Origin of the sequence: Halalkalicoccus tibetensis (genome assembly GCF_037996645.1) — an archaeon.
GTDB classification, from domain to species: domain Archaea; phylum Halobacteriota; class Halobacteria; order Halobacteriales; family Halalkalicoccaceae; genus Halalkalicoccus; species Halalkalicoccus tibetensis.
Window position 1 is genome coordinate 1 of sequence record NZ_JBBMXV010000007.1, and the last position, 25,551, is coordinate 25,551.

Annotated in this window: 12 protein-coding genes and 2 pseudogenes; 4 read left to right on the forward strand and 10 right to left on the reverse strand. The window is 53.7% G+C overall.

The window, feature by feature from the left end:
- The 3 genes from WOA58_RS17910 to WOA58_RS17920 all read left to right on the forward strand — a co-directional run.
- On the forward strand, window positions 1–1,319 hold a 1,319-nt coding region (locus WOA58_RS17910; protein WP_340605662.1), incomplete at its 5' end, for an alpha-L-rhamnosidase-related protein.
- 121 nt (window positions 1,320–1,440) lie between these two features.
- Entirely contained in the window at window positions 1,441–4,803 is a 3,363-nt protein-coding gene (locus WOA58_RS17915) for a family 78 glycoside hydrolase catalytic domain (protein WP_340605663.1), read from the forward strand.
- Window positions 4,804–5,523: 720 nt separating this feature from the next.
- A complete protein-coding gene (locus WOA58_RS17920) occupies window positions 5,524–8,448 on the forward strand; it encodes a family 78 glycoside hydrolase catalytic domain (protein WP_340605664.1) in 2,925 nt (974 codons plus the stop codon).
- Window positions 8,449–9,128: 680 nt separating this feature from the next.
- Here the strand turns inward: WOA58_RS17920 and WOA58_RS17925 are convergent.
- The 8 genes and pseudogenes from WOA58_RS17925 to WOA58_RS17965 form a co-directional block, all read right to left on the reverse strand.
- Window positions 9,129–9,968 (reverse strand): NAD-dependent epimerase/dehydratase family protein, encoded by an 840-nt coding sequence (locus WOA58_RS17925; protein ID WP_340605665.1) that lies wholly within the window; start codon window positions 9,966–9,968, stop codon window positions 9,129–9,131.
- Between the two features lie 83 nt (window positions 9,969–10,051).
- Window positions 10,052–10,838, reverse strand: a pseudogene (locus tag WOA58_RS19145) (mandelate racemase/muconate lactonizing enzyme family protein); the annotation flags it as partial.
- A 2,335-nt stretch (window positions 10,839–13,173) separates the two neighbouring features.
- A pseudogene (locus WOA58_RS17940) lies at window positions 13,174–14,724 on the reverse strand (class I SAM-dependent DNA methyltransferase); the annotation flags it as partial.
- A 5-nt stretch (window positions 14,725–14,729) separates the two neighbouring features.
- The gene (locus WOA58_RS17945) at window positions 14,730–14,921 is read right to left on the reverse strand and encodes a hypothetical protein (RefSeq protein ID WP_340605669.1); all 192 of its coding nucleotides are present in this window, start codon (window positions 14,919–14,921) and stop codon (window positions 14,730–14,732) included.
- Window positions 14,922–15,147: 226 nt separating this feature from the next.
- Complete coding sequence (locus WOA58_RS17950; protein WP_340605670.1) at window positions 15,148–16,956, reverse strand: DUF262 domain-containing protein; 1,809 nt, start codon at window positions 16,954–16,956, stop codon at window positions 15,148–15,150.
- A 459-nt stretch (window positions 16,957–17,415) separates the two neighbouring features.
- Entirely contained in the window at window positions 17,416–17,949 is a 534-nt protein-coding gene (locus tag WOA58_RS17955; protein ID WP_340605671.1) for a hypothetical protein, read from the reverse strand.
- A gap of 562 nt (window positions 17,950–18,511) precedes the next feature.
- On the reverse strand, window positions 18,512–19,198 hold the full coding sequence (locus WOA58_RS17960) for a Cap15 family cyclic dinucleotide receptor domain-containing protein (RefSeq protein WP_340605672.1): 687 nt from the start codon (window positions 19,196–19,198) through the stop codon (window positions 18,512–18,514).
- The gene (locus WOA58_RS17965) at window positions 19,176–20,087 is read right to left on the reverse strand and encodes a nucleotidyltransferase domain-containing protein (protein ID WP_340605673.1); all 912 of its coding nucleotides are present in this window, start codon (window positions 20,085–20,087) and stop codon (window positions 19,176–19,178) included. The genes WOA58_RS17960 and WOA58_RS17965 overlap by 23 nt, the downstream gene beginning before the upstream one ends.
- A 444-nt stretch (window positions 20,088–20,531) precedes the next feature.
- Here WOA58_RS17965 and WOA58_RS17970 point away from each other — a divergent pair, with 444 nt between their 5' ends.
- Window positions 20,532–21,353: an HFX_2341 family transcriptional regulator domain-containing protein gene (locus WOA58_RS17970; protein WP_340605674.1), complete on the forward strand. Its 822-nt coding sequence runs from the start codon at window positions 20,532–20,534 to the stop codon at window positions 21,351–21,353.
- 418 nt (window positions 21,354–21,771) lie between these two features.
- Here WOA58_RS17970 and WOA58_RS17975 read toward each other — a convergent pair whose 3' ends face one another.
- Both WOA58_RS17975 and WOA58_RS17980 read right to left on the reverse strand, forming a co-directional pair.
- Window positions 21,772–24,693, reverse strand: coding sequence for a hypothetical protein (locus WOA58_RS17975; RefSeq protein ID WP_340605675.1), 2,922 nt, complete (start codon window positions 24,691–24,693; stop codon window positions 21,772–21,774).
- A gap of 288 nt (window positions 24,694–24,981) precedes the next feature.
- Window positions 24,982–25,389, reverse strand: a complete 408-nt coding sequence (locus WOA58_RS17980) for a hypothetical protein (RefSeq protein WP_340605676.1) — start codon at window positions 25,387–25,389, stop codon at window positions 24,982–24,984.
- Between the last annotated feature and the right edge of the window lie 162 nt (window positions 25,390–25,551).

The window sequence follows — 25,551 nt, forward strand, 5'->3', positions numbered from 1 at the left end:
CGGACTGTCCCCAGCGCGACGAGCGCTTCGGCTGGACCGGCGACGTCCACCAGAACGCTCGTGCCGACTTCTACAACTTCGATGCACTTCGGTACCACGAGAAGTGGATGCGCGACCACGACGACGATCAGCGCGAGGACGGCACCCAGAGCGACGCGATCCCTCATGCCGTCAGCGGGCCGAATCCGGACCCGAACTGGGCGAAAACGCGGGTGATCGTTCCGTGGCATATGTATCTTCATACGGGTGACGAACGGTTTCTCGCGGACCGATACGAGGGAATGCGGGACTACGTCGACTTCTGGCACGAGAGCACCGACGCACACATCGTCCCCGAGGAGATGGCCCACTACGGCGACTGGCTCTCCGTCGAGGACCAGCGCTCCGATCCGTCGTTGTTCGGGACCTTCGCTCACTACGAGACGACCGACCGCTTCGCACGGATCGCAGCGGTGTTAGGCTACGACGACGATGCGACCGCGTATCGCGAGCGCGCCGACGCGATCGCCGAGGCGTTCCACGACGAGTTCTTCGATCCCGAGATGGACAGCTACGGAACCGGTACGCAGACGACGTACGCCCTTCCGCTCTCCGAGGGGATCGTCCCGGACGAGCACGAGTCGGCCGTCGTTGAGACGTTCGTCGAGAAAATCCGGAGCGAAGACGACGAGAAACTCCAGACCGGCTTCATCGGTACTCGGCCGTTGATCTACACGCTAGTCGACTACGGCTACGCAGAACTAGCCTACTCCATCGTGAGCCAGCCCGAATATCCGGGCTGGGTGTACATGGTCGAGCAGGGGGCGACGACGATGTGGGAACACTGGGACAGCGACGACCAAGTCGGCTCCGGAATGAATTCGCTAAACCATCGCCCCTGGACGCTGATTTCGGAGTGGTTCTACCGCATCCTGGCAGGGATCGATGTCGGCGAACCCGGCTTCGAGCACGTCGAGATCACACCCACGGTCGTCGACGACCTCGAGTGGGCCGAGGCCGAGACGAAGACGGTCCGCGGCGTGGTCGCCTCGCGATGGGAACGGGTCGAGACGCCCGGCAACGGTCGTGAGAATGACGGGCTGACGCTCGAAGCGACAATCCCCGGTAATTCGTCGGCGACGGTCGAGATCCCGACCCTCGGCGGTAATGCCGTTCGCGTCCGCGAGGATGGAAAAACGATCTGGAACAACGGGAACCAGACGCGACCAGCCCATCCCGGTATCGAGTCGATCTCCCGCGATGGCGAGAAGGTTGTCCTCGAAGTCGGTGCGGGCGAGTACGACTTCGAACTTGAGCAACTCGGTACCGTCGACCGATAACCGGGCGACCGGTTCGGCTCGATCCACCCTTCTGCTCCCGATGCCTTTCGAACAAACTGCTAAACAATAATTTTATATAAGTAGTTATCATACCGTGAACTACATCACGAAGTGTTAGTCAATGACAGACACAGACAATTCCCAACGGAGTGAACAGCGATCACGAGCGGTTACCGATCGGAGTGCCCAGAAGCGAGCGCCCGGGCTCGACCGACGAGAGTACCTGAAGTACACTGGCACGATCGCCAGCGTGCCGATCGTCGCGAAGAGCGTTCGGGGAAGCGAAGGAGACGCTGTCGCCAGCGGACCGGACGAGGGCGCGGTGCCAGCCCCTATCGGCCTGCGCATGGAGTACGAACACGAACCGACGAACCTCCTCCCAGCGGCGGATCGACCGCCAAGACTGTCGTGGCGCTTACCGAGGCATCGGGATGTCGAGCAGACAGCCTACCGGATCCGCGTGGCAACCGGCGCCGATGCGCTGCCTGACGACGGAACGGTCTGGGACAGCGGGCGAGTCAACTCGAGTCGGTCGACAGCGATCGAATACGGCGGTGAGCAACTCGAGTCCGATACGACCTACTACTGGACCGTTCGGGTTTGGGACAATAATCAGGGAAGTGACTGGAGCGACCCAACCCGCTTTACAACGGCGATTCCTGACGACGAGCACTGGGAGGGCGAGTGGATCGGCGCCGAGACACCGGAGCAGGACGTGCTAGAAAATGCCGACCAGAACTACCCTGCAGCGCTCCACGATGTCGACACGCTCGGGCAGTCGTTCAAGGTTGATTTCGAATTCGTGCGCGTCGGCGGGCAATTTCCCACGTGGAGTGCTCCCGACTCAGCGGTCACGGTGTCATTGTACGAGGGCGATCCTGAGGGTGAGTTACTCGCCCGCGATCGGATCTCGCCGGACGCTGCGGAGAACTTCTTGTGGTACTTTCTCGAACTCGACGAGCCCCTGCCAGCGGGGACGTACTTCTTCGAGCAATCCGAACCTGAGGAGACGGTTGGCTGGCGAAGCCATACCGACAGTACTTTCAAGGACGGTCAGGCGTTCGAAGACGGCGCACCAGTTGACGGCGACCGCACACTGCGCGTCGAAGGTGAAAACGTGTCCGACCCCTCGCCACTGTTGCGGACCGAGTTCGGCCTCGAGAAGGAGGTCAAGTCGGCCCGAGCACACGTCGTCACGCTAGGATACGGCGAGCTGTACGCTAACGGCCAACGGATCGGTGACGAGCAGCTGAATCCCGCGTGGACGGAGTACGAGGAGAGGACGCTCTACACAACGTACGATCTCGAAGATGCTCTCGAAGCAGGCGAGAACGCGCTCGGGCTCTGGCTCGGTCGCGGCTGGTACGGACTTAATGCCGACGATACGGCCCACTACGTCCAGTGGGATGCGATCGGCCCGCCGGCGGCGCTGGTACAGCTGAACGTCACGTACGCGGATGGGACGACGGCCACCGTTACGACGGACACGTCGTGGACGACGACGCCGAGTCCGATCGTCGAGAATCATATCTACGACGGGGAGACGTATGACGCGCGCGAGGAACGATCCGGGTGGACCGAGCCCGGTTTCGTTGAGAAGTGGGATACCGTCAATCTGCTCGAACCGCCGAGCGATGACTTCGAACTTCGTCCGCAGCGTCTCCCGCCGACACGGGTAACCGAGACGTTCGGTCCCGAGGCGATCGTCGAGCGTGGAGACGCCTATCTCGTCGACTTCGGACAGAACCTGACGGGGTGGATCGAGCTAACCCTCCGTGAGACAGACGCCGGTGACGAGATAACGCTCCAGCATGCCGAAGTCTTGCTCGACGAAGACGACGAGCTTACCCGGGATCTCGAGACGGGGACGCTCAATACGAAGGACCTTCGGGAAGCCGACGTGACGGACGTCTATACTGCGCGTGGCGACGGCGTCGAGACCTACGAGCCCCGATTCACGTATCACGGCTTCCGGTACGCGTCTGTCGAGGGCTACCCCGGCGAGCTAACGGCAGAGGACGTGACTGCAAAGGTGGTCCACACGGATTTCGGCGAGACCGGTTCGTTCGCGTGCTCGAACGAGGATCTGAACCAGGTCCAGCACAACGCCGTCTGGGGACTGCGCGGTAATGCGCATGGAATCCCGACGGACTGTCCCCAGCGCGACGAGCGCTTCGGCTGGACCGGCGACGTCCACCAGAACGCTCGTGCCGACTTCTACAACTTCGATCCCGTTCGATTCCACGAGAAGTGGATACAAGACCACGACGACAACCAGCGCTCGGAGGGTCACGTGACCAACACGATCCCGTTCGCCCGGCATCGAGAGGACGCCGAGGACGATCCGTTCTGGGAAGTTGCCGATCCCAACTGGGGGAAAACGTACGTGATCGTCCCCTGGCACGGGTATCTCCATACTGGCGATAAGCGACTTCTCGAAGAGCACTATGGAGGGATGCGCAACTACATCGACTTCTGGCATGATCAAGCCGAAGAACACGTAATCTCGGAGGAGATGACGAAGTTCGGCGACTGGCTCTCGTTCGAAGATCAGGAGTCGGATCCATCGTTGTTCAGTACCTTCGCTCACTACGAGACGACGGATCGCTTCGCCCGGATTGCGGACGCGCTCGGGTACGACGAGGACGCGCAAACCTACCGCGAGCGCGCCGACGCGATCGCCGAGGCGTTCAACAACGAGTTCTTCGACCGGGAGACGAGCAGTTACGGGACGGGAACGCAGGCGACCTTTGTCCTCCCGCTGTCGGAGGATATCGTCCCCGACCAGTATGAGGAAGACGTAGTCGAAACACTTGTCGAGAAAATCCGCAAGGAGGACGACGGGAAACTCCAGACCGGCTTTATCGCGACACGTCCGCTCATCTACACGCTCGTCGAACACGGATACGGGGAACTCGCATACAACGTGATCAGTCAGCCGGAACAACCCGGCTGGGTGTACATGGTCCGCCAAGACGCAACGACGATGTGGGAACACTGGGACAGCGACGACCAGGTTGGTTCGGGAATGAATTCAATGAACCACCGCCCGTGGACGCTGGTCTCTGAGTGGTTCTATCGTGTTCTGGCCGGCATCGACGTCAGCGAACCCGGCTTCGCGCACATCGAAATCTCTCCGACGATCGTCGATGATCTCGAGTGGGTCGAAGCCGAGACCGAGACCGTTCGCGGGACGGTCGCCTCACGCTGGGAACGAGTCGAAACACCCGGTGATCGCGGGGAAGCTGACGGTCTCCGCCTTGCGGTGACAATTCCAGGCAACTCGACCGCAACGGTTGAAATCCCGACCCTATCTGGCGAGCGCGTGCGTATCCGCGAAGATGGGAAGACGATCTGGAATAACGGCAACCGAACCCGACCGAATCACCCCGGCATCGGGGACATTTCCCGCGAGAGCAACCGCGTCGCGGTCGAGACCACCAGCGGCGAGTATGCGTTCGAACTCGAACACCTCGGTAACTGAACTCGAGCCCTGCCGCCAACACCGCCGCACAAAGCGGACCCCGCTTGTTCTCCGATCTCCGTACGTTTCCACCGAACGAAAATCGTTGCCGCTCCCTTCGTACAGTTATTCTTCGTATTCTACGACAGATATCTCGAATACGGGACTGAGCGCCAGTCCAAGGGCTCAGACCGTCTCGTATTGCTCATCTTCGTCCGGTGTAACCGGAAGTTCAGTGAAACGACCCGATGGACGGTAGTCTCAAACAAAGATTGTCTAAAATTACAACCATACATTTGTAACAGAAGACGACAGAGAAGACGTGATCCATCCGGTGCTCCCGGACGGACTACCATGGCCAGATTACTGTCTCGCATCGATGAGCGTCAAATCAAGAAGCACATAGCCGAAACGATTCGGTGTGACCGGATGTCGCCACCCTTAGGGTCGGGACTCCCGAAGCAGCAAACCGAGGATAGCACTGGTGGTCATGGTACTACGGAATGTCGATCCGTCACGATAACTACCGAACCCACGTTCGCGTTCGTCTCCACAGATTAACTTGTGGCCTATCCGCTTTTTTACTGGCCATGGGTCGCTATTCTTCGGTGAGAATATGGGAAATACTTATCTACTTTCGTGTTGATTGCTCACATGCACCTAGAACGAAGCAATAGGAAACACGACGGTTGACTCGACCACAGATAGCGCGATCGACCGAACGGCGCATCAGAGATAAATATGAGCGAAAAACAAACGACCAAATCGACAGACGAACCGTCTTCCTCTCAACTTTCGGCCAAACGCACTTTCATTGACCGACGAGATTACCTCAAATTCACCGGTGCAGTCGCGGGCATGCCGATTGTGGCGGGGCAACTCGGCGGTGCCACCGGTGACGTCCCTCAATCGACGGATTGGGATGATCCGATACCGGTGGACCTTCGCGTCGAGTATACGCACGATCCGTTCGGAATCGACAACCCCGACCCTTTCCTGAGCTGGCGCATTCATTCTCAAGAGCGAGGAACGACACAGACCGCCTACCGCATCCTCGTTGCCTCGAGTCCGGACGAACTGACCAACGGCACCGGCGACGTCTGGGACTCGGGCCTCGTTGAATCGAAGTCGATGAACGCCCGCTACGGCGGGCCGTCGCTCGACTCACGCGAGCGGTACTACTGGAGCGTCCAGATCGTCGATCAAACTGGCGACGCATCCGACTGGAGTGAACCGGCATGGTGGGAGATGGGCCTCCTCGACGAGGACGACTGGGAGGCCGAGTGGATTCGTAAACCCCGCGATGATGACGATCTCTTCGAGTTCAACTTCTTCAGGACTGAGTTCGAGCTTGAGGAGACATCCATTGACCGCGTTCGGGCCTACGTTTCTGCGTACCACCAGTACGAACTGCGGCTCAACGGCGAGGCGGTCGACATGGGCCCCTCGTTCAACTACCCCGACCGCCAGTACTACAAGGTGGTCGACGTCACCGATCAGTTGGTGGCCGGTGAGAACGCCATCGGTGTGCTCCACAACTGGAGCGGCGGCGGACAGGGACGACCACACGGCGAACCGGGCCTGATCGTCCAACTCGAGATTGAGTACGAGGACGGAACGACTGAACGCGTAACGACGGACGACACATGGCGGGTACGCGCCGGTCCGTGGCAGACGACCGGCGACGACCTCATTCGAGCGGGGAGTTCGCAGGATCCCGTCGAAGTTATCGACGGCCGCGATCTGCCGCGCGGCTACGCGGAGTCCGGTTTCGATGACGACAACTGGGACGACCCCGAGATTCTCGGCACCCATCCGACGGAGCCGTGGGAGCGGTTGATCAGTCAGGAGCGGGAGGTAACCGGCGAACTCATCGAAGAACCCGAGACGTTGACGCGCCTTGATAACGGCGACTACGTGGCCGACTTCGGCAAGGTGTACTCCGCAATCCCTCGGATCAGGTTCGAGGACGGAGAGGAGGGCCGCCACGTCGAGATGGTCGCCGGCTACCGCCTCACTGACGATGGGCAGGTGGACACGGAGCGCGGCGTCCAGAGTACGGACATGCGCTACGAGTACACCCAGCGCGACGGCGAACAGGTGTTCCGGCCGTTCCTCTATCTGGGCTACCGGTACTTCCAGATCGAGGACCCGGGCGAAGAGCTCGAGAAAGACCAGGTACAAGCGTTCGCCCGGTGGAACGACGTCCCGGACACGCACGCGGCGACATTCGAGTCATCGAACGAGATGTTGAATGACGTCTGGGAGCTGTCCCGCCGTTCGCTGCAGTACGCCTCCCAGGAACAGTTCGTCGATACGCCAACTCGCGAGAAGGGACAGTTCCTCGGTGACGCCTACAACATTTCCTGGGCGACGATGCAGACGTTCGAGGAGCGAAAGCTTTCCCGACAGGCCCTCCGCGAGTTTTTTGACTCGCAAGAGCGGTTCTGGTCGGACGGTCGGCTCAATGCCGTCTACCCGACGGGCGACGGGGCACGCGACATTCCGGACTACTCTCAGAAGTTCGTCGACTGGGTGTGGCGCTACTACCACATCACAGGCGACGAGGAACTGCTCAAAGAGTCGTATCCCGTGATCAGGAACGTCGCGGAGTACGTGGATGACCACGTCAACGAGAACGGACTGGTCGTCGACCTCTCCGGTGGCGAAGGATTCCCCTACGAGTACGGAATCGTCGACTGGCCGGACGAGATGCGGTACGACTACGACCGCGAGACGGGCGCGATGACGACCGTCAACGTCTACGGCGTGGCCGTCTTCCGACGAGTCGCACAGGTCGCCGAGATTCTCGGACGGTCGGACGACGTCGACGAGATGCGGGCCAAAGAGGGAGCGCTGACCGAAGCGATCAACGAGCACCTTGTCCGGGACGGCGGCCTGTACGTCGACGGCCTCCACTACGACGGCTCACAGAGCGACCGGGTCTCCCAGCATGCCAACGCGTTCGCCCTGGCGTGGGACATCGTCCCCGCCGAGAACGTCGAGACGGTCGCCGATCACGTCGTCGACCGGGGGGTCGAGATGGGGCCGGCGACGATCCAGTGGCTGCTGTACGCCCTCCTAGCGGACGACCGGTACGACGCGCTGGTCGACGTGCTGACCGATCCGAGCCACGACGGTTGGGCGAGGATTCTCGACGAAGGCGGCACCTTCCTCTGGGAGAGCTGGCACGGACTCGAAGCCGACGAGTGGAACCGGAGCCTCTCGCATGCGTGGGCCGCCGTTAGCAACGTCATGATGCAGGAGGGGCTGCTCGGTGTCACGATCGAGGCGCCCGGCGCGACGGCGCTCTCGATCACACCGCCGCCGGCGGGACTCGATTCGGCGTCGGGTATCGTCCCGACGGAACACGGCGACGTCTGTGTCTCATGGGAACGGACCGAAACTCCCGGCGAGGGTCGATCCGACAACGGAATAGAGCTGTCGACGTCAATTCCCGCGAATACACCCGCGACGGTGCGGATTCCGACCCATGGAAGCGATTCGGTTCGCGTCTGTGAGAACGGGAAGACAATCTGGAACAAAGGGAATAGAACGCGGCCGGAGCGTCCGGGCATCGAGAATATCAACCGAACTGACGAGCATATCGTTGTTGAGGTGACGTCGGGCGAATACGTGTTTGAACTCGAGCAGCTTGGAAACTAAACACCGCGTCGGATCCTATAGGAGAATAACATCGCATTCGTCTAATTTTTTGTTAATTTGGCAGCACACCGTACTGGCATTGGAACCCTTAGAATCATTGCACTGGATCTATGAGCTGTACCATAGACATTAGACCGCGCTCGAGTAGCGCCTTCAACTGTTCATGACACGGCAGTTCTTAAAGCAATAACCCTCAGATCGTAGTATTCGTGTTTATAGCCGAAACTACCGGCCATACCGCAGCACTCAATATCGGATGTTGTCAAATCGTAACTGGCACACTTGGGTACCTCAGTTCTATGTATGTCGAGAATAGACTCACGAATTGCCACTGTAATGCGGTACTTGCAGGCTCCATCGCGGTAGATCTCAGAGGGACATTCACAGGCGACTGAAATCGTTCGCGAGAAAGCCGCTGAAATAGCTGCCGCACAGGCGGATCGGTTTGGCGTGATCAAATTCCATGACTGTGTTGCCTACTGTCTCGTCGAAAGTGCCGCTTTTGAAGCTAATGTCGAAGTAATGTTCTCTAAAGTAGTATCTCAACTGATCAGAAACTCAGCCGTTCTATGAGATTTTGAGTGAAACTCGACTCTGTTGTCATCATTTTCGATAAGATTGGCCACCAACATGATACGAATGACGAGTCAGTCTAGTTCTCAGGAATATTACCAAAGAAGTTACGACGGCGGTCCATCCCATTCCTCGCCGTCGTCCTGTGGGTCATAATTAATTTGAGAGCGAGCGTGTTCAAGATCGAACCATCGGCGACGATTATTGCTTACGCCAAAGAATACGCCGTACTCTACGCTGCTATCAATGAGACAGCAGTCGACTTGGTGAGCGAAGTCCCGACGAGACTGCCAAGTGCATTTCATCCGTGCGACTTCTTGTTCGTATTCAGAACTACCCTGTTCGAAGTTATCATTGTCAACGGCTGACTCAGCATCGCCATATGGATGGTCATACTTAGGCATATTGACTGTCCCAGTCCGGAGCGAATAGAATCGTTGAGGATATTCATATGTCTCAACGTAATAACGTCCCAGATCCTCGCCAAAACTTTTTGATACGCCATAATAGGAATCTGGACGGACAGGGTCTCGGTGGTCGACAACAAGACTGTAGTCACGGCCGTAGAGATCAGGTGCATGTTCGGACTCATACTTGCCAACGACGTGGTTCGATGACAGGAAGACTACTGATTTAATCTCCTCTTTCCGAGCAACCTCCAGCGCGTTATACATCCCAATGATGTTTGGTTCAAAAATATCGCCCCAGTCGCCAGTAGGGCTGGGGTAGGCAGCCATATGGACCATAGCGTCTTGCTTCTCGGAGGCTGCTTGTAGTTTTACAGCATCAGTGATATTGCCCACAATAGTGTCGTAACCGCCGTAAGGGTGGTTATCGGGTCTATCTGACCGATTGTAGTAGGTGAAGTTATATCCATCTCGATCGTGTAGATGATCAATTAGCGCCGTTCCACAACGGCCGTATGCACCTGTAACTAGTACATTCATGCTTGATTCGAATGGACACCAACTATTAAAATACTGGCTTCAGAGAACCTGAGCACGATGAAACATCTGTCAACCATTCAAATTTATCTACTGTTGCTGTATTGCTTGACAGCATCTTCGTCTACGCTGATTCCGAGCCCAGGTTTCTGCGGAACAGTCAACTGGCCGCCGTTCGGATCAAACGGTGCCTCTAGCAGATCGTCGCGCAGCGGATTTGGACTCCGATCGAACTTGATCATATTGGATCAGGGATGTAACGCGTATGAGGATAATCGCTAACACTGGCAGCGAACTGGACAGCAGCAGCAGCAAGTCCGACTGCGTTATTCCAGATGTGGGGGCGAACAGCGATATTCTCCGTTGAAGCGAGATCAGCGATGCGCCGCGCTTCTGAGAGTCCACCGCAGCGTGCGAGATTCGGCTGGACAATGTCGACGAGTCGGTTATCAATTAAGCGTTTGAACGAAAAACGGCCATAGTGTGCTTCACCGGCTGCTATTGGTATATCCACTTTCTGTTTGAGTTCATGGTAGCCGAGTGGTTCTCTGGTGGAACCGGCTCTTCGATCCAGGTTATTTTGTACTCCTCAATAGCCTTTGCTGTTCGGAGTACTTGGTCAGGTCGGTAATTTCCATTCATATCTACCATTAAACGCGCATCATCGCCGAGTATCTCTCGTGCTGTCCGAACGCGCTTAACGTCTGTGTCTGGGCTAGATCCTATTTTAATCTTCACAGCCGCAAACCCCTCATCAACGGCCTCGTGGATCGGTTCCACGATAGGACGATTGCGTTGGGTATAGTACAATGTAGATGCGTAGAGGGTGAGTTCCTCGCACTTGGTGCCACCGAGCAGATGATGGATAGGACGATTGACGACCTACTGCCGGGCACGCGAGTATGGGTAACTGTTATCGGAATCGGGTTGCTACTCGGCGGATTCTTACTATGGGCTCGGCGGGCTAGTGAATGGTCCTAATGGTTTTCACAATGTTCGCACCCAAGTGGTGTAGAACTATTTTCTCTGCGATAATCACCTTCATGACAGTTTTACTACTAATTATGGACTCATCCGGGAAATTTTGAGAGTAATCACACGCGAACAGATCCGGCCGTAAGCCGGTAACCGGGCTTCATACTGTCTAATCCACCGGTCCTTGGAGTAGGGGTTCCAAGCGGGCTGACAACGTCAACGATCTTCTCAGTCAGTATCCGACGTCGTAGCTGGGCCATTGTAGATCTCGCCGAGCGACTAAGCTCCGAGTCCATAGTCTGAGTAACGACAGCTCAGTGTGTCTGAACAAGCTGATCTCTTAGCCAGCAATTTGCTTTGAATAGGTACTGAGATACCCTTCGTCTGAGGAGCTGACACGTACAATGGTTCCGTGGTGGGCTCAAACTCATGAGCGATTGTGTTTCGATAGCAGTGGGGGACCACATTACTCAGAGCAGACTGGGATCCCACACTACAGCTCGCATGGGGTCCACTCTTTTCAGCTCGTTGTCGCCGATCAATACAGAGAGTACGCTAGACTACACACTACTGGAGTTCATTAATAGAGACTGCTCAGACAGTAGATTGTCTCTCACCCTTCAGTGTCAGAGGCCTTGTTCTCACCTCCCCGGATACTCACAGCATGTCCAACGGCCAGAGTAGGACCTGTCTCAGTAATACTACGAGAAGTCACCTACCCTCTTAGCAGAAACGGTTGAAAACCACCAGCGGCATCTGAGCGCCGCCACCGTCGTTCTCACACAGCTCGCATGGGGAGTCAGGAGGCTATCGCTTACTGGGAGTCCCACCCCATAGATCGATTCCACTGATAGAACTCTCCTTTGGGAGTCGACCAGCTGTACTGTGACAGTGTCGGTGCTTTTGCTGATGATCTTGTCCAGTCTCGTGCTGGTAGCTGAGACAATGGGTCTCTCAATACTGATTTCTTCTGAGCAGCTTCGCTGACTACAGAGTCATCGATCCGACTGTGAGTATAGATAGTGTCTCTAACGCTGTTGGTTATTGGTAATCCTTTGTCCCTACTTCGCTGATGAGGTACCCCGCTTCGAAGACAGATGGATACCCAGACTCTGCTGCAACCGACTGAGAGATCGTGCCTTGAGGCGCCCCCACTGTTCTTCTATCTTCGCTCGTGGGGACCCCACACTTGCTTCGCTCTTCTTGGACCCCTACCGGTGCTCGCTCACCTAGTCCGCAATGTGAAGCTCGTGCTATCTTCCTGGTCGCTTATTCTCAAGGATACTTCTGTACCAGTGGGAGTATTGACTATCTGGAGTAGTGAACGAGATTTACTACTACTCTATTAGAACACAGCGCTTCCGATGAACAATTACTTATTCCAACACTATTTGAGACACTCCTTTCTCGAGGTGAAGATCCCTTTGTCTTGCACTGATCGACTCCCCATTGCTGCTGTATCGCTCCCCGCTTCACCAGTGCTGGATTGGCCCTGTCTCACCGCCTTCTCAGAGCCACATAGTTATTCTCTGATTGATTAGGTGTCTTCTCTCGTTGTCTAGTTCAGCGCTATGAGGTCTGCTCTTGTGTTGATGCTCTCGCTCTCGGGACTCTCCCTTGTTTGAGCTTGGTCTGACTCCCAGCATTGCTGTCTCGAGGTGGACTCCCAGGGATCTCTCTTCACTGATTCATCTATGTTTTCTAAGGGTCTGTTGGCCCGCTTGTGCACCAGCCCCTGGGGTATCCTTCGTTTCGACCTACTGGGTACCTTTCCCTACTCTTAGCTAACGCGCCGCTTTACTGCCCGAGAAACGCCGAGAAATATTCGAAGAAATATCCTTACGAGACTCTTCTCCAAGAACTCTTCTTCGAGAACATTCTTGAAGAAGATATATCTGTCTGGTTCTAGTATAATTCGATATGAGCACTGCCGCTGACTCGCTTGACTGGAAATCAATCGAGATCCTTCGCGCGCTTGCCGACGCCGAGACAGCACTCACCACAACGGAGGTCCGGGAGGCAACCGACCTTAGCGAGAATCGGATTATCCTTTATCGGATTACTGAATATTTGGAGCCACAGGGACTCGTCTCAACCTATCAACCGGAGGCCACTGGGACGGTCGTTCCTGCTAAGGAGATCTCGCTCACAGAGTCCGGTCACGAGCTCACGACTGATCTCGAGACAACAGACGAGACTGGGCTGACGCTCTCCGATCTCCCAGAAAAAGTACACCACGCGCACTCTGTCCAACGAGATCCTTACGAATGTCGCCGACTAATGGTCCAAGGGTATTGTCAACGATATACTCGACGACGTATTCCGGTGTGTAGTAGGATCCAGTAGCTTTCCGCTCACCAGAGCCTGTTGTAAGATAGACCTCTCCTGTTTCCACGATGATCTCATCGCCTTCATCGGGAATTACGTACTCGCCATCATTGAGCGCTAACGGTTCATCGGCTACATTGAGTTGATACTCGAGTAGACCTTCGTAGATACTCCCAAGATGGCGCACGTCGAGCGATGAGTAATCGACGAATATCTTTCCACCCTCGCTCTGACTACGAGTGAGCAATTCGATCACGCGGGCGAGATACGCATTACCGACCTCGTGGTTAGCGAGAAAGCGCGCTTCTTGGCTGTCGTTCGTATCCGGATCTGTACGGAATAGCCCACCGTTGTAGGCTGGAATATAGAGGTCTTCCTCTGGAATACCCCGGGACCGACTACCCTGATCGATAAGCTTGAACAGCTCCTCCAAGCGGGACCAGAGGTTATCCTGCCAATTTCGATACTTTGGATCCGCGCTATCGAGTTCCTCGGCGATTTCCTGTTTGAGCGAGTTCAGGCTGTATGACTGCTCGTAGATCTCGTTGTCCGTATTGAGCAGGTCACGTCCTTCACTCTCGGCATACAGGACGAAGATAAGCCGATACAGATAGATGAGCGAACTATCGTGTATCTGATCGAGATCGTCTTCGTCGAGGTCATTCTCCGGATACTGGAGGAAGCCTTCGGAGAGGACCTTGATCGCCTCGTAGATGTTGTCCTGAAGGTCCTCCCCTAATTCCTGTGCGAATACGTTGCTCTCCCCGTAGACGTCGTCAAGGAAACTATCACCGCTTGCGTCCTCGAGAAACGCTTCGTGGCGGAAAAACAGGTAGAAATACTTGAAGTCCTCGAGATCGCCCTTTTCAAGGACGGTCGGAAGATCGATCTCATAATAGGAGTCCAATCGATGACTCGTAGGGCCGTAGTATAGTCGCCATTTCTGTCCATCGGTGAGTACAGCCCACTGCGCGTCATCGACTTCCTGTAGGTAGACGTGAATCTGGTAGCTCGGGTTCTCGAAGTCACGTTCGTGCTCACCACTTCCACGGGTATCGAGCGGCCGCCCCCATCGTTTTGCGTCTGCAACGGCGACGGCGTTCTTGTAGAAGTCGCCACCCTCTTCACGACGTTCGAACGCGCCGCGGGCCGCTTCCTCCGATTCGAAGAAGCCGTAATCGGGTCGGCGCTGGGTTCGGCTGGTACTCTCTTCGACCTCGAATGGAATACCCAGCTTCCGGAACATCGGCCGGATGAACTTCTCTTCAAGCTGGGATTCGTTGCGTTTGGGTGCTGTACTCTTCTCGCGTTCCCAGAGCTCGTTGATCTCCTCGTACGCCTCGAGGAGCTCGTCTTCGCTGATCTCGTCCCATTCTTCGGTTTCGGGGAGGTGCTCATCAAGATAGTAGTTAGAAAAGAGGTCACGATTCGTTCGGTAGCTGAGTGCTGTCTGCATGGTAGTTAAACTGGAGTGACGATGAGAAACTGGTCGGAGTCTTTGCTGTTGATGAGTGCGTGTGCGATCTCTTTGGTCTCAGCGACATCGATCTCGATTGTGTCGCCAATTTCGATTCCGAGCTCGCTGAGTTCGGATCCGGAGAGATTAACGCGACCGGAGTGCCCGGTATTCTGGCTGACTTGCTTGCGGGCCATCAGTACTACTGGATATCCTTTCAACCGATGTATATAGTCTTTTCTTAGACTATATTCAGAATATTAGATATTTGCCACTAACTGTGTATAGTCCCCTACTTCTAGAGGAGTGTCTCCCTTATGCAACATCTACGTCCAAGAGATGATTTGTTGAACAAGGTGGATAGCCAAGAGATCATACTCAGCACACCCAATTGAATCTACCAATATCACCGTACAACTCTGACTAAGCAAACTCGCTGAATGTCTCTTTGATGTGCTCGCGAATAAGTTGTTCCCGCTTGTCAAGGAAGTCAAAGTAGTTCTCAATTATATGGAGATCCGGATCGCTTGGAATGAGGTGCCGGTCGTAGTATTCCTCGTTTCGACTAGAGAGCCACTCTCCGAAGGATTTGTCCTGCTTACCCGCATTCTCTCCTTCCGTAATTAGCTGCAGATTCGAGATAGAATGACGGCTGTTCTCGTACTGTTTAGCCACAGAACGCTCAAAGCCATACTCTTCAACGAGCACATCAGCTTCAAGCTCCTTTTGCGGGAAAATATGGTCTCGATGGTAGTCCACCCCTTTCCGCACGGCACTCGGGAAATAGATCAACGAAAGCAATAGGAACGACTTCTGGGACCGATAGGTCGTGTCCTCAAGCAACGAATCCACAACTTCTTCGCTGAACCCAACGACTTTCCCTCGACCACGCATCCGGCGATGAATCTCCTCAAGCGGGAAGCTGCCATCCGATTCTTGAATAGCTATTCTGGCATCTGCCAGTACTTCGTCTGGGCGGGAATTGAACGTCCCATTGAGTAGCGCGGATGTTAGCCAGTAGTGGATACGGCGTCGTATCTCCATTCCGTGTTGCGAATCCCAGCTGAGGTCCGGGTTCTGATAATAGAGATAGTACGCAATCGGGATGAGTGCGTTATAGCTGGTCAGACTCCGTCTGCTAAGACCGAACTCCACAACAAGATCAAGAGCACTCTCAATTGCATCCTTGTATCTCCCCGATAGCCACGTATCCTTCATCACACCAAGATTGTGGTTAGTGAAGTTCGCGATCCGATACTGCGGATCAAGATCAGAGAGAACGAGAAGCGACTTTAGAACGAAGTCAATCCCAAATCGGAAGTTCTTGTCCTCGTGGCGTTCGTTCAGTGAATCCACGAAATCCGTGATCTGCTCGCGAGCATCTATCCCGTCTTCACCTTCCGTCCACCGTGCTGTCGCCATCGAAAGCAAGATTTCAGACTTGCTTAGCGGCGTTCCGCCATCGTTCGTCCGAATGAAGATATCAAGAACCCGCTCGTGATTTTTCGTCGTCTCTTCGTGGTACTGGAGACTTGCACTATCGGTAATAGAGTTGTGCAGCGTGCGGAGGTTCTCACTCGCAACCCACCATTTGTCTTTCCCGAAGTCTTTGAGGTCGAGTTCGTTGATGAGCTCCCGGACGTCTTCCTCAGGATCCAGCTCGAGGATATCACCAACAGGGAACCAGTATGTATTGTCAGTTGGCTCCGGTTGTTGGCGCTTGAAATCGAACTCGTACTTCAACCCCATCTCGTCATCCAGTTCCTCATCAGGATCCAAAAACAGGTTAAAATAGAGCTGTTTGTTACTCCACGCGCTGGCATTCCGCCGTTGAGCGTATTTTTTCTTCTCAGCATATGTGCCTTTCAGTCCAATATAGAATGCAGTGAGGCGTTGCTGACCGTCGAGAACTAGCTTCTGAGTCTCTGGAAGTTTTTCTGTCGTAGGAACCTTCGGGTTGTGGTAATCAACATGCTTGAAGTTCGGGTCGTCCGGGTAGACGCTATCGTTGATGTAATTTCTAATGAATTTGTACTTTATCTGATCGTCAGCTGTTTCGTCTTTAACCCGCCAAAGGAGGAACGATCCTATCGGATAGTCTCTGAGTACCGAATCAAACAGCTTGATAATCTGCTCTGTATCCCAGACGAATTCACGCTGGATCGCCGGAAGAAAGATAGATTCGTTGAGATCATCAACAGCCTCACGAATACTCATCGACTTGTGAGCCATGGCTAATACAGGCGAAGTCCAACCAATGAATCTTTGCTAAGTCTTCCTACTGAGGTACGGCTCAAGAGAGATTGATTACCGCTGATAACGCGTCACTTACTCCAATTCCAAAGAAGATACCAATATAATTCTACTCGTACCCGATATGGATGATCCCAGTATCGGGGGTCAGTCTGATAATCTTTACCTACAAGGCGCCGAGGTTCTGATTCGTTGAGATACTAGTAGTGCGCGTTGCCTCTGAGGAACGCATTGCTTGTCTCGCACTCATAGCAGCAACAGTCCTTAAGGAGCCGTGCAATTAGCAACCAGTCTATAGACAGTCATTCGTCGAGAGTCACTGGAGGCATAGCGGGAGTAGTCCCATCATCCAATATGAACTCTCGTCAGGAACTCCTAGTGACTACTCGCATCTTTCGTACATCTCGTTTTAATCCGTCTTCTCTTTTCTGCTAGTGGTTATAGAGCCCGTCTTCCAGTTAGGACTTCTTGCGCGTAATAGACAGCTCCATATGAGAGGTCTTCGTCCGTAGATTCGATCTTTTTCCTCAGGTTCCGTGCATTCTCATTGGTCTTCTCAGCCTGTTCTCGCAATTCTATTTCTTTCTCTCTTTTATGTTGTTCAGGTTCCGTAAAATGCAGATGAGCAACTATATCTCTCCCGTCGGTAACTATCTCTCTTGCTCGCTGTCGTTCTTCTCGCCGGTAGTTAGGATACTCTCCTTCTATGTGTTCCTCAAGTTCGTCAACACATTGGAAAATATCATCTAATATTGGCGATGATTCTTCTTCCTCCTCATACATGTTGAGTTCTTCAAGAGCTTCATCAAGTTCTTCATATCTCTCATGCAAACGTCGACACCATTTTCTGTCGGTTTGATATTCATCTTTCATCACTGGTTTTATCACTCCGATGATGTAGCCGAATACTGTACCAATGATACCAATTCCTAGCTCAAGTAATCCTATCCCGAAAATGCCTATTTGCAACATATAGAACACTGCTCTACTCCTATATTCTCACTAACACAGGAAAACTGATTCGCCTCAGATCAATCTCTTTGTGCAGCGGATCGCCCTCGAAGGACAGGCGATGTCACAAGGAATGGGCTCGATTACCGCACACCGATCGAGACCATCGTCTGCACACTGACTTACAGCGTACGACCGCGATCGGGGGGTACCCCTTTTGGCGACTGGTGGCCCAAGAACATCTGAATCAAGCCCCGGATAAAATCCCCATGCTCGATCTCGGAGAACAATGACCGATTCGAGTCATAGCGAAGGAGCTCAGTCCTGATCCCCTCCTGTTCCGGTGGGTCCCACGGATGCGGTCGATCAGCTGGAAGCTTCTCTCGGTAGTCCTCTTCCAAAAACGTCGCGACAGTTCGGGATGCAATCTGACGAAGGTAGCTGAAATCAGTCTAGTAAGCTGCACTCGACATACATCCCATAATGTGTTTGATCAGCAAATCACCAATCTCGCGAAACTCGTCGATGCCGTCTCCTGAGAAAACCACCAGCCGCAAGTTCCAAGCCAAGTAGTGTATTAACACTATTTCTGGGGCTCGTCGCTCACGCGAGTGAATTCCGCCGCCCCATATGTCGTCTTTTGGCCACCGTCCTGCTCCGAGGCACGGGCTGGCCCGGTGTAGTAATAGCCCACGAGTCGGTCGTCCGACTCCCGATACGTGAACCGTGTCGTCCCGTCGTATGGTCCTTCATCATCCGCCTGCTCGTCAACGTCTGCACCCTCGTTCTCGAACAGGTAGGAGAGCTTTGGATGGAGTATCCCCTCGGTCTGGAAGTGGGCTCCTGTGCTGACCGATGGGGAGCGCTCTGTTTCGAAGTGGATGATGATTTTGCTCCACGTCTGCTTGATGTTCAGAGTAGCAATCATCGGCTGGTAGCCGCCATCGGCAAGGTAGTCGTCCGGGATTTCGCTCTCGTAGCTGGTCCTGATTTCGCCCTCCCAGTGACCGGTGAGATCGGGAACGGCGACAATGAAGTCTGGCATCCAGGGCTTCTTCCAGAGATGTTGGTCGAACACGCGACGGAACAGACCAAATACGACCCCAAAGGCCAAGCCAGGAACTACCAGCGGTGGAATCTCGAACGGTATTTGCTGGTAGAGCCACGGGAAGACGTAAGCGTTCAGGGCGACCACGACGACGAACGCGACAACGCCCAGGATCGCCAGAAAAGTCGAGCGGAACTCGTTATCGCTGGAATAGACGTGCATTCATACTATTGGTGCTGGCGTTCTCCCAGTACGTTTCCAAGGCATCGACAAACAGTTTAGCGTGCCAGGTGTCCCATTTCGTGCGACCACTCCCGAAAAGGTCGGTCACGCCATTCTGACACTTCCACCCGGAGAAGTCTGTATCTTTCAGATAATTAACGATCTTGACGTATCGTTCCTGCAGGTCGTCTACGTACCGGCCCGGCGGGACGTTGTACAGGAGACACTCGATAAAGTAGGACGCCACGATGTCGTCTGTGATGTACCCATCTGCGACGATCTCCTTGCGGGCGTTTTTGAACATCCGCACGGTCTCTTTATACAAATCGTCGGTGTCGTCCTGTTTGTCCGACCCGTGGTCCCGATGGAGTGTCGGATAATTTATGACCGAAGAAATCGAGTCAGTTGGCCAGAAGATGATTCCGTCGTAACCTTGGGGATAGTTGTAGTAATGTTTGTGTTGGACACACACCAGCACGTCAGCGTCAAGTGGGAGGCCAGGTGCCGAAACCTCGATAGCGTTCCCGGACGGGTCAAACGTCCCCTCGGGGTACGTATCCTGCAGAACGCTTGATACATCGTCCCGAAATTCGTTGTAGTCATAATCGTACTCTTTGACGTCCACGTCCTCCTGGTCTTCCGGATCAAGGTCGTGGAGGTTGAAGTACTGGAACTCGTCGAGCCGAACGATGATATCGACGTCGCTCGAATCGCGGATGATCGTGTTGTTCGCGTACGACCCTTGGAGGAAGTCGTGGAACTCGACGTTGTCGAGCGTGTCGCTGTCATTGAGTGCGTTCCGAATCTTCGTGTGGGTGTCCTGTGCTGACTGGAGAGCGGCTCGTTTCGGGTCAGTCCAGCTTTCGAGCGTGTCCTCATTGATCGCCATAGTAGCCTCCGAGGGAAACTGGCATCATTTCGAGGATGGGCACGAAGGTCACAACTCCCGAATTCGCCTTGTTAAGACCTCTCTGTAAGTGCCGATTGATAGCTGAACTCGCTCCAGTCCTCTCTTGCTCTAGCAAGCGGCTGTCAACTTCCCGATAAAGTTCGTTGATCCCGCGACTTGTTTCGCTAACTTGTTCACGCGTCTTTCGAATAGGAATCGCCTTTGTGGGAGTGCGAACCGATTTCTCTCCAATTCGGAGGGTGCGATGAGGGAGAAGGATATCGTCCGCAAATGAGTCGGTCGTGATCTCGAGGGCAGTCATCTGTTAGCACCTGCTAATTGGGGTCGTTGCATTATAGTCATTATGCTGTCAATGACGTAGCTATCGATAGTGACGTAACAAACAGCACAATCGTAAATAGATAGCAGTGAGGGGAAGTAAGCATGGATGTTGAGCAACGGTTGCACCTCATGCCGCTTGGCTACGAGTATGATCGTATCGTGGAGGCGGCTGATCAGCAACAAGCCGATTTTGTGATTCTCTTAGATTATCAGCAGACGGATGCCGCGAAAGAGGACGACGATATCGTTGCGCCGGAATATCACGATGATATCCGGGAGGATCTGAAGGAGAGGGGAATCGGAGTCGCAACTGTCCCATGCGATCTATTCGATCTTTATGAGTCACTTGGCACAATCGCGGAAATTGCAACAGCATTTGAGGATCATAACGTGCACGTGAACCTCGCATCTGGAAGCAAAGTTACTGCTATCGGTGGGATGATCGCCTGTATGGCAACCGGGGCACGTCCGTACTATGTTTCAGCAAAAGACTATGCTGGTGGTACTAAGGAGCCGGTAGCAGGAAACGTTGGAGAGGTCTATGAGTTATCGAAATATCCGATCCAACCCCCTGAACCTCAGCAAATTTCATGTCTTGAATACATTGTTGACGAAGGACCTGTTGCCAAAAAACGGCTGATTGAACACGGAGAGAACATAGAGCTCCCATTCGTAGCGTATTATGACGCATCAGGCGTGAAAGATGAGGTCCGTGGGAAGTATCGCCGACTCCAGTCTCAGATCATAAAGCCTCTATTGGAACAAGAATACATTACTATTCAAGAGCGAGGTCGCCATCAGTTCGTCAAAGCCACAGAAAGCGGCAAGAATACCGTTGAAGCGTTTCATTACCTAATAAACGGAGAGATTGAGGAAATAGGACTTGACCTCTCTGACTTCCCATTTCTATCGGAAGACGACTGAACTGGATATCTATCAGTCGTAACCTAGGTCTGATTTTACGTGCGGCTAGAACCTTGACAGTTTGGTTTGTGAAGCGGAGACGAGATTCGAACTATTCACCAGTAAACCGGCGCTCTCGCGCTTCAGTATCGGACGAAGGTCGAAAGTCAATACCGCTATTCAGGCTTCAAGTGCCCGCGCAGCGTCCGCAGAAACGATGACGTTCCAATCCGAGCACGTCACCTGCTCGTCGCTCACGTCCGCGATCAGCGCTGCGAGCGCGTCAAGGTAGTCCGTCGACCGATCGTCTCGGAAGTGAATCGTGGCCTTGTGATCGTAGCGTTGGCCCCGATTTTTGAGATAAACATCGACGAACTCCCGTCGGATCGATTCGGGAGCACCGTCAAGATAAAATGGAAGCGTGATCGCGGCATCGGTGTTATACTTTTGATATGACGTCGTCAAGTCCCTTCAGTACTTCACAGTGTACGATCTCGCTGCTAGTTAACTCAGGTTCTTCTGCCGATGGCTCGAGGTCAGGAGGTAGATAATAGATCTCCTGTTCTTGGAGTTCGCCGGTATACTGTATTTTTGTACGATCCGGCTGTGCTTTTCTTAGCAACCGGAGATAGTATCCATCGTCTAACCAGCGATCTATAATGACAGCCGTTGGAGTCACAGTGAACAATAGTTTCAGCAGTTCAATCAGCTTTTCACGGATCTGTTCATATTCAGTTTCCGAGTCCGCAACTCGCAACGTGTTTCCATGAGCGATATCATTCCGGATCTTATTTATAGAGATACCATGGATTATCTCCTCCTTATCTAGCTCGATAATTCTATCAGCACAGTCCAACTGTTGGCCGGGTTCCAACCTGAAGAACCCTAAGAGGTCTCCTAGTGCGGGATCTTTCCAACTTGGTTTATCGATTCCTTGTCGTTCATAGAGTTCCGTTTTCCAAGCGTCCCCCCACTGCTTCTTACCATGGTACTCTACAACGGCAGAAAGCTGTCTATCTAGACAATACACCGCTAGATCCCAGACTAAGCTATCGTAGCGAACAGTGTTTCCTTCATCTTCCTCAACTCTCACTAACCCATCGTAGACATTCAGTGGCAGCTCCCTCTTCCACCGATCCGCGATTGACGCCTTTTGCAGCGGCAGGAGATCCTCTAGCTCGCCGCTATCAATCTCATCTATGCTCGCTGGGATCAACGAGTCTTTCAGAGATTGTTTTACCAGTCTGTCTAGTAGTTCTTCCTTAACCTCCCATCCGCGGAGCCGCTGCGCAGCAAGGATTTGGGTTACAGCTGCTGTATAATCACTCGGAATGTCTAAGATGTGCTCGTCCTGGGCAACATCACCTCCTAACTCGTGGTACACTTCAGACGGATCAGATAGCTGCCCCTCGTGATAATCTGTCGATGTATCGGCTAGGATGCGAAGAATCCGTTGATCTCTATCCAAGGACGCGAGCGTTTCGATCTCCTCGATCTTCTGGGCTGCCTGCCGATAATCGCCTGCGAGGAGTGCCCCTCTCGCCCGACAGGTAAGAGCTGCTCGCGTATGATAGCCGCTTCCCTTGGACTGCGGGAACTGGTCGGCATACTGTTCATGAATATCGGCCGCTTCGTCAAACTCCCCCTGGAATTCGGCCTCAACGGCTTCCAGTTCAGTAATACGCCCACGTACCCCATTTTGGAGGTCATCACGGTCAACGCTGTCAAAATACCCGTTTGCCTCGCCGAACTTCTGCTTTGTCTCTGCTACCACGTCGCCCAGTTCTTGTGACTTTAACAGGTGATGTGCCTCCAGTTCTGCCTGCCAACCTCGTAACAAGTTCAACGCGTATTCTTGCTGGTCCGGGTTGATATTCTTTAAGTCCGTCAGGAGGTCAATACGTTTTTTGAGGATATCGACTCCCTCTTCGAACTTCTCCTGTTGCTTGTAGATAGTGACATCGGCCTCTGTTTTATGCCGGACAGGAGGGATCAGATAATTGTATCGGGATCCGATCCATGCAGAATCCTGTCGTTGAGCAATATCGATCGCTCGCCGATATTGACTCGCAGCCCGTGACGGATTGTGAAATTTGAATAGATGGCCTTCCGTCAGGTTTGCATAATAGTTGGCCCGTTCTTCGATCTCGGTCAGCCCACCTAGTATTTGAGCGACGGCGTGCGCGCTCGAAAAGAGCAGTGGCTGCAGATCCATGTACTGACTTCTTGCTTCGTAGTCTCTGCCCCGCCAATACAGGTAATTCACTAAGATGAATTTAAATTCGTGATCGGATTGCTCGGCTGCTTCAACGAGGAGTGGCCGGAAGCCATCTGCTTTATCACCATATTGGTCCCGATCGAGTAACCCCTCTTTCGTAGTCTTGTAATCCAATCCCTCTGGAACGTCTACCCATGTCTCGATAAGTACTCGTGCCGTTGCTAGATCTCTCTGCTCCACCAGTGAGGCCAAATGGACAGCGAAGTAGGGTTCCGGAATATCCGAGCAGCATTCAAGAAATTCTGTCTCATAAATCACAGGTTCGAGGTACTTGCGCCTATTCTCTTGATACAGCGCCTCTGGGTTTTCCGTATAACGATATTCAAGAAAATGCATCACCACCTCTGGTTTCTTGATCTCCGCTAAGTTAGGGAACTGATTGTAAGTGGATACTCTTTCCCACAGCTCAAATGCAGTGCAGAGCTGCTGATGTTTGCCCTTGCTGTTGGCAGTAATCATGTTTCGAAAAGAGTCAAGCCGGCTCCCCTCCAAGGCGTGTTTCAACCGTCCCGAATATCCCATAAGCCGGTTTCGCACGGTAAGATAATCTTTAAAATTGAGACAGATGGCTGCATCACGGAGAATACGATAGAAGACCGCTACTGGCGTTTTATCGTACAGTGCCTCTGCTTGTTCAATTATTGGTTCTAATTCCTTTCCTTGGACGATATCCTGACAGAGATGCAGCGCTTCAACAGAAGGGATAGTCAACTGTAGTTGCTCCTCGAAACGCTCTCCGACCACATTTACTGTTATATTCTGTGAATCCCTCTCCTGCAAAGGGAATAATTCGAGAGATAGTGCAGTATTCCTATTAGCCAACGATACACGGGCTGGATTGAGGATCAAGTTCTTGCCTGTTTGAATTAGAACTTCCGCCCGTATGCATTCAGCGCCTGTAATAGTGAGATTCAAATCTAACAGCAGTTTATTAGTATCAAACGGACTTTCGGTCTCGGCGAATCGATAGACTGCATCATATTCGAGGTCCTCTCTGGGAGACCGTCTCCATGATTGGTACTGCATGAGTGATGTGACAATGACCCATACATCCTCTTGAAATCTACGGAGCCCTGTGTCCATCGTAGGATCATTGGTATTCGGTTAGTACTGAATGGCCCTACGAGAAAGTGTGGCAGCTGCCAGACCGAGACGACGATCACCAAGAGAAAGCCGACTGCGCCGACGACTCGACAGGGATTCGCCCCCCGTGACCGAAGATATACTCGATGGGCGATCGTTCGCGGTGTCAACCTGGGGGGTGAACGTGTTGCAACCGGTATCCTCCGGTGTCTCTTCGCTCCATTGGAGAATGGGTAGTCGGACGCCAAGGTCCAATGGCTGACGGAATGTTAAACGACCCGCGGGGGGTTAACTTGCGGCGTCCTCCCATTCATCTGACACTGCAAGCCGATTCTCGAACAAGGACTCAACGGACGTCCCATTTCGCTCTGCCAGCGCTCTCATCTGGTCCGTTCGTCTCGCCAAGTCGGAGAGGATCGAGACAATCGGCGGGATATAACTACTCGGCAGTGTCTCGGCTGGTTCGGCTACAGCTACCGTCTCTGGCTCTGGCTCCGGATTCGCCTCTACCTCCGCCTCTTCGCGGTGTTGCCAGTAGTAAAAGACATGTTCGATATCCCAGAGATGGATATCCTCGCCGGTATACTCAGTAAGGATGTCGCGCATCCGTTCGTTCAGCGCGCGAAACTGAAGGTACATCTCTGCAAGATCCTCTGCTGGCTCCCAGATCGCTAAGTCCGACAGTGCCCGCCGCATCGAAGTATAGTAGACTGGGTGCGTATCCGGACTCTGTAGCTGCCAGAAGTACGAGAGAAAGTATGGAATTGAACCGAGTCGCGGCGCACTTCGAATTGCAGCTCTCTTTGGTAACGACCGAGCCCTCGACCTTCTGACTACCCGCGACTCCTCACTGAACTC